Raw genomic sequence first — 5,511 nt, 5'->3', positions numbered from 1 at the left:
AGGGCTCTACCAACTGAGCTATAGCCACCATTATTTCTTTTTGCCAATTTCTCACTTACCGAAGTAAGAGACCGGATGGCGCGCCTGAAAGGATTCGAACCTTCGGCCTTTGGCTCCGGAGGCCAACGCTCTATCCAGCTGAGCTACAGGCGCATGCCCTGTCGGCGGAGTGGAATAATACGTATATCACCCAATGCCGTCTAGTACTTTTTTAACTTTTTTTTCTGTTTGGTCTCTTTTTCGACAGTTAATATGTGATAAACCCCTTATTTGAGTACTACAACCCGCCACAGCTTATAAGTTGTTGTTTATTGCAACAACTTATCGGGATATAATCACCCATTATTTACATTGGTTTAACAGTTGCTCTTTACTGCTTAAAGCCAAAACACCCCTCCAACACTATAAATTGGTAAGCATGTACTTACCTTGGGAATGTAAAGTGAGTTTAATGGATATGTCTCGTCGAATTTTAAGCGTTGTCATCGCAGTTTTAACCTTTTCAACTGGTGCAATGGCTTCAGGCCTAAGCGAAGCAGAGCAAGATGCAATTGCTGAGCGCATCAAACCAGTTGGCCAAGTATACCTAGTCGGCAGTGAGCCAGTAGCCGCTGAACCAACAGGCCCTCGTGATGGCGCAGCAGTTTACGGTACCTTTTGTATCGCTTGTCACGCATCTGGCGTAAGTGGCGCACCTAAAACAGGTGATGCTGGTGATTGGGGTCCTCGTATTGCTCAGGGTCGCGATATCCTGGCTGACCACGCAATCAACGGCTTCAACGCAATGCCAGCGAAAGGTTCATGTATGGACTGTTCAGACGACGAAATCAAAGATGCTATCGAGCACATGATTGCCGGTCTGTAATTTACCGATCTTTAATTAAAAATGCCAGATTCAGAAAAGGTGACCTCATGGTCACCTTTTTTATTGGCTTCTATATAGTGCTATTGAAGCAGAGCATTACTTCTTATTGAACATCGCTCGAATATTCGCAATGTGCGCCTGCCCTTTTTCCATTCTTTCTTCAGCGGATTGAGGCTTCTTAACGCTTTCCCACTCCACATCATCATGTGGCAGCTCATCAAGGAAGCGGCTTTGTGTTGGCTTGATTAATTCACCATATTGACGACGTTCACGACACTTAGTAAAGGTCAGTTCTTTCTGCGCTCGAGTAATCCCCACATACATAAGACGACGTTCTTCTTCTACGTTGCCTTCATCGACACTGGTTTGGTGCGGCAAGATGCCCTCTTCTGCACCCATCAGGAATACATATGGGAACTCTAGACCTTTCGATGCATGCAATGTCATTAATTGGACTTGATCTGCATCGTCATCATCCTCACCACGCTCCATCATATCGCGCAGCGTTAAACGTTGAACCACCTCGCGCAGGGTTTTCTCTTCTTTATCGTAGTTGTCACCCTCAAGATCGGCCACAATCCAGCTATACAGATCAGAGACGTTCTTCATTCGCATTTCAGCGGCTTTCGGGCTCGCTGAGGTTTCGTACAACCAATCTTCGTAGTTGATGTCACGAACCAAAGAACGAACGGCTTCAACCGTGTTACCACGCTCGGCATTGTCTGAGATACGAACAATCCAGTCACCGAAGCGGCGCAAATTTTCTAAACCACGCCCCGTCAGTGTCTGCTCTAAGCCCATCTCAAAACTGGCTTCAAACAGACTCTTACCACGCATATTGGCGTAACTACCTAATTTCTCAAGCGTCACCGGACCAATCTCACGACGCGGTGTGTTTACAATACGTAGAAAGGCGTTGTCATCATCTGGGTTCACCAACACACGCAGGTAAGCCATGATGTCTTTAATCTCGGCTCTCGCAAAGAAAGAGGTACCGCCAGAGATCTTGTAAGGCACACGGTTCTGCATCAAGGCTTTTTCAATCAAGCGCGATTGGTGGTTACCACGGTAAAGCACTGCGTAATCTTTGTATTCAGTACGGTTCAAAAACTTGTGGGCAATGATCTCGCCGGTAATACGCTCTGCTTCATGCTCTTCATTCTTAGCATTCAATACCTTGAGCTTTTCACCGTCTGGGATCTCTGAGAACAGTGACTTTTCATAAACGTGTGGGTTGTTGGCGATCAAGATGTTCGCCGCACGTAAGATTCGACTGGTTGAACGATAGTTTTGCTCGAGTTTGATCAAACGAAGATTCGGATAGTCCTCACCCAGCAACACCAAGTTTTGCGGTTTTGCACCACGCCATGAATAGATAGATTGGTCATCGTCGCCTACTACCGTCAAACGACCACGCTCTCCTACTAGTAAACGAACCAACTCATATTGGCTGGTGTTGGTATCTTGGTATTCATCCACTAATAGATAGCGGATACGCGACTGCCAGCGCTCACGCACCTCTTGATTGGTTTTCAGTAACAATACCGGCATCGCGATCAGATCATCAAAATCAAGCGCGTTGTATGCCTTCATCTGTTTCTGGTACATCTCAAAACAGAATGCAAACAACTGCTCTTGTTCGCCTTGAGCTCGAGCTTTCGCCTGATCTGGCGTCAGCATGTCATTCTTCCAATTCGAAATGGTGCTCATTAAAGCGCGCAGCAAATCCTTATCACCATCGATCTGCCTCTCTGTTAGCTCTTTTAACAAAGCTAGTTGGTCTTGGTCATCAAACAGAGAGAAACCCGCTTTCAAACCCAGCGCTTTGTATTCACGACGAATGATGGTTAAACCCATGGTATGAAAGGTCGAAACAATCAGCCCTTTCGATTCGCCCTTACCCAGAGTTTGCCCAACACGCTCTTTCATCTCGCGTGCCGCTTTATTAGTAAAGGTCACCGCCGCAATATTACGCGCCTTATAGCCACATTCCTGAACCAGATAAGCAATTTTATTGGTGATAACACGTGTTTTACCGGATCCAGCGCCCGCTAATACTAAGCAGGGGCCCGAAACATATTTCACGGCTTCATCTTGTCTTGGGTTCAGTTTCATTTGATTCTCAGTTTGGTCTAGAGGGGCGAATTCAATTGCGCGCCTATAATAATGCTGCAACAGCACGAATGCTACGTTCTCTTATACAAGATTTTTACGCTGAATATGTAAAACTTTGTTGCACATGTGTATGGTTATTAGGCTATAATGAATGAACGTTCATTCATTGGTGGTTGAAATATGACAACTCATGCACCTCGGGATAAACGCCAGCAAATACTTTCTGCAGCTGAAAAGCTAATTGCAGAGGTCGGTTTCCAAGGCCTTTCAATGCAAAAATTAGCCAAAGAAGCGGGAGTGGCTGCAGGCACTATCTATCGCTACTTCGATGATAAAGAGCATTTGATAGAAGATGTTCGAATGCTCGTGACTCAAAGAGTAGCTGATGCTGTTCAAGAAGGGGTTAATGATTCGGATCCAATTAAACAACGCTACCGTACTATGTGGTTGAACATATGGAACTTAGCAGGAACGAATTTAGCCGCAATAAAAAATCGGGTTCAGTATGACTCTCTACCCATCACAAATAGCCTAAACTTCAGGGAACTAGAACGTAAAATGTTTGCCCAAGTTGAGCTGCTATTTAATGAGGGGAAAGAACAAGGATTGTTTAAACCACTTAACAATGAAGTATTAGGTGGATTGAGCTTGGCGGCTAGTGTTTCTCTAGCACGCAAGCATTCTTTAGGATTTTACCAACTTGATGAGGCAGAACTAGAATCTGCAATCGAAGCCAGTTGGGATGCAATAATTAAACACTAGATCGGAGTTTTGACCATAATGAAAAAGTGGACTTTCTTCATGTTACTCATCGCTGTACTACTTTTCGGCAGCGTTATTGGGTTTAACATGTTCAAACAACAAAAAATTGCTGAGTATATGGCCAACCGCCCTGAACCAGAGTTTCCAGTAACGGTAACTGAAGTTCAGCCGATCGACTGGGTTCCAGTGATTGAAGCTATCGGCTTCATCGAACCTAACCAAGGCGTGACACTAGCGAACGAAACCAGCGGTGTTATTGACCAGATCTCTTTCGAGTCAGGTACTGATGTTAAGAATGGTCAGCAACTGGTACGTCTTGATTCTGACGTAGAGAAAGCAAACCTAAAGAGTTCTGAAGCTCGTTTGCCTGCTGCGAAAGCAAAATACAAGCGTTACCAAGGTCTATTCAAGAAAGGTTCTATCTCTAAAGAAGCGTACGATGAAGCAGAAGCAAACTACTTCTCTCTATCTGCTGATATTGAAAGCCTGAAAGCCTCGATCGAACGCCGTGAAATTCGCGCACCTTTTGATGGCAAGGTTGGTATTCGTAACGTATACCTAGGTCAATACCTACAATCGGGTACCGATATCGTTCGTTTAGAAGACACCAGTGTCATGCGCCTGCGCTTCACAGTTTCTCAAACAGATATCTCTCGCATTAATGTTGGCCAGGCTATCGACATCTTTGTTGATGCTTACCCAGAAAAACCGTTTGAAGGCTCTATCAGTGCTATTGAACCTGCAGTAAGCATCCAAAGTGGTCTTATCCAAGTTCAAGCGGATATTCCAAACAATGATGGCAAGCTTCGTAGTGGCATGTTCGCTCGCGCTAACATCATTCTGCCTAAACTAGAGAACCAAGTAACTCTGCCTCAAACAGCGATTACTTTCACTCTATATGGTGACAATGTTTACATCCTGACTGAAGAAGACGGCGTTCAACGTGTTGCTCAACATGTTGTAAAAGTAGGTGAGCGTACAGCTGATATTGCACACATCCTTGAAGGCGTTAAAGCCGGCGATACGGTTGTAACTTCTGGCCAAGTACGTCTAAGTAACGGTGCCAAAGTTAAGGTTGTTGAAAGTGATGCAATCACTCCACCATCTGAAACACCTAAGCTGTAACTGGAGGCACAATGCGCTTTACTGATGTTTTTATTAAACGTCCAGTTCTAGCGGTATCCATCAGCTTTTTGATTGCGCTGCTTGGCTTACAAGCAATCTTCAAAATGCAGGTGCGTGAATACCCTGAAATGACGAATACCGTAGTAACCGTAACCACGAGTTACTACGGTGCAAGTGCCGATCTTATCCAAGGCTTTATCACCCAGCCCCTCGAACAGGCTGTGGCTCAAGCTGATAACATCGACTATATGACTTCTTCTTCTGTGCTCGGTAGCTCTACTATTACCGTTAACATGAAGTTGAACACCGACCCGAATGCGGCGCTGTCTGACATACTGGCCAAGACTAACTCGGTGCGTTCTCAGCTTCCTAAAGAAGCCGAAGATCCAACCGTAACCATGTCTACCGGTTCAACGACGGCGGTACTCTACATTGGTTTTACCAGTGATGAGTTGGTGTCGAGCCAAATTACCGATTATCTAGAGCGTGTAATCAACCCGCAGCTATTTACGGTAAATGGTGTATCTAAAGTCGACCTTTATGGTGGTATGAAATACGCACTGCGCGTGTGGCTAGATCCATCAAAAATGGCGGCGGTAAACCTAACTGCAACTGACGTTATGGCGGTATTGGATGCGAACAAC

5 protein-coding genes and 1 tRNA gene are annotated in these 5,511 nt (G+C 45.2%); 4 read left to right on the top strand and 2 right to left on the bottom strand.

Annotation, left to right across the window (positions count from 1 at the left end):
• Positions 1–76: 76 nt before the first annotated feature.
• Positions 77–153 (bottom strand) — tRNA-Arg (locus A142_RS08705).
• A 298-nt stretch (positions 154–451) separates the two neighbouring features.
• On the opposite strand from A142_RS08705, the gene A142_RS08700 reads away from it, so the two are divergent.
• Positions 452–865 (top strand): c-type cytochrome, encoded by a 414-nt coding sequence (locus A142_RS08700; protein ID WP_009848079.1) that lies wholly within the window; start codon positions 452–454, stop codon positions 863–865.
• A gap of 96 nt (positions 866–961) precedes the next feature.
• Here A142_RS08700 and rep read toward each other — a convergent pair whose 3' ends face one another.
• On the bottom strand, positions 962–2,980 hold the full coding sequence (rep, locus tag A142_RS08695) for a DNA helicase Rep (protein ID WP_017061960.1): 2,019 nt from the start codon (positions 2,978–2,980) through the stop codon (positions 962–964).
• A 180-nt stretch (positions 2,981–3,160) separates the two neighbouring features.
• Between rep and A142_RS08690 the strand changes: the two genes are divergently transcribed.
• The 3 genes from A142_RS08690 to A142_RS08680 all read left to right on the top strand — a co-directional run.
• Positions 3,161–3,742, top strand: coding sequence for a TetR/AcrR family transcriptional regulator (locus tag A142_RS08690; protein WP_017629442.1), 582 nt, complete (start codon positions 3,161–3,163; stop codon positions 3,740–3,742).
• Positions 3,743–3,760: 18 nt separating this feature from the next.
• Positions 3,761–4,867, top strand: a complete 1,107-nt coding sequence (locus A142_RS08685; protein ID WP_019820916.1) for an efflux RND transporter periplasmic adaptor subunit — start codon at positions 3,761–3,763, stop codon at positions 4,865–4,867.
• Positions 4,868–4,878: 11 nt separating this feature from the next.
• Positions 4,879–5,511 (top strand): efflux RND transporter permease subunit (locus tag A142_RS08680; protein ID WP_032545349.1); only part of this gene is annotated, 633 nt, incomplete at its 3' end.

It is taken from the genome of Vibrio splendidus 12E03 (genome assembly GCF_000272105.2).
Classification (GTDB): domain Bacteria; phylum Pseudomonadota; class Gammaproteobacteria; order Enterobacterales; family Vibrionaceae; genus Vibrio; species Vibrio splendidus_I.
Note: the sequence above shows the minus strand (reverse complement) of the source record. Positions and strands in the feature narration are given on the sequence as shown.